The organism is Caballeronia glathei (assembly GCF_000698595.1).
Lineage (GTDB): Bacteria > Pseudomonadota > Gammaproteobacteria > Burkholderiales > Burkholderiaceae > Caballeronia > Caballeronia glathei.
Window position 1 is genome coordinate 1 of record NZ_JFHC01000235.1, and the last position, 1,210, is coordinate 1,210.

The following is a 1,210-nucleotide window of genomic DNA, read 5'->3' on the forward strand; positions in this document are numbered from 1 at the left end:
AAGGGTGCTCATTACCTCGCAGGTAATCGACTCGCGTTCCCGCGCAGCCGATAGTGCAGGCACAGAGACGCCACCCGGCGCTCTGCTCACTCACCGTTGCTCACCCTCATCCACGGAGGCAGTCATGAACACCCAAGCCACTTCCCGCGCCGCACTGATCGACCGCTACTTCGACGCCTGGAACGAAACCGATGCGCAACGCCGCGCTGCGCTGATCCGCGAAAGCTACTCGCCGGGCGTGTCGTACCGAGATCCTCTCCTGCAGGGCGACGGCCACGAAGGTATTGACGCGATGATCCGCGCCGTGCATGAGCGCTTTCCGAACCACACGTTCCGCCGCACGACCGATGTCGACGGCTTCGCGGATAACCTGCGCTTCAGCTGGGAACTGCGCACGCCCGACGGGCAGACGATCGTCAGGGGTACGGACTTCGGGACCGTCGACGGGAGCGAGCGGCTCGCCTCGGTGACGGGCTTTCTGGACCAGGCGCCAGGCACCGCATCGTAAGAATTACCGCGCAAACGTTCACGGCAAAGATTCCCGCCAACTACCCTAAATGTCCGGTGGACCACGCCGTTAAGTCCGAAGACGGCCTCGCGAGCCGTGCCTCTGCAGTCCAGAAAATGCACGCTCGCGGGGCCGCGGACTCTCGCGGAGGAATCATGTTTGTCGTTATCGGATGGGTGGTGGTGATCGCCTCGGTGATCGGAAGTTTTGTCGGCGTCGGCGGCCATCTGGCCGCGCTCTTTCAGCCGTTCGAATTGCTGTGCATTTTCGGCGCGGCGATCGGTGCGTTCGTGGTGTCGAATCCCACGGCAACGCTCAGGAAGACGCTGAAGGCATTGCCGAACGCATTCAAGAGCAGCGGCTACACGAAGGAAAAGTATCTCGCGCTGATTGCGCTTCTCTATGAGCTGCTTCAGAAGGCGCGCAAGGAAGGCATGATGGCGCTCGAAGCGGATGTCGAAGCGCCCGAGTCCAGTCCCCTTTTCCAGAAATACGACCACGTGATGAAGGACCATCACCTGCTCGATTTCATCGTCGACTATCTGCGCATGATGTCGAGCGGCAATGTGAACGCGCTCGAAATGCAGGACCTGATGGACGAGGAACTCGAAACGCATCACGCCGAAAGCTCGGTCGCCGCGAACGCGATCCAGAAGATGGCCGACGGCCTGCCCGCGTTCGGCATCGTCGCGGCGGTGATGG

General features: G+C 61.7%; 2 protein-coding genes. Both read left to right on the forward strand.

Translation table 11 applies throughout. The features are described 5' to 3' along the window. The first annotated feature begins 124 nt into the window (after nucleotides 1–124). Complete coding sequence (locus BG61_RS38500) at nucleotides 125–508, forward strand: nuclear transport factor 2 family protein (protein ID WP_035931543.1); 384 nt, start codon at nucleotides 125–127, stop codon at nucleotides 506–508. Between the two features lie 155 nt (nucleotides 509–663). Continuing rightward, nucleotides 664–1,210, forward strand: a 547-nt coding sequence (locus tag BG61_RS38505) for a motility-associated protein (RefSeq protein ID WP_035943678.1), incomplete at its 3' end; no start/stop codon positions are given.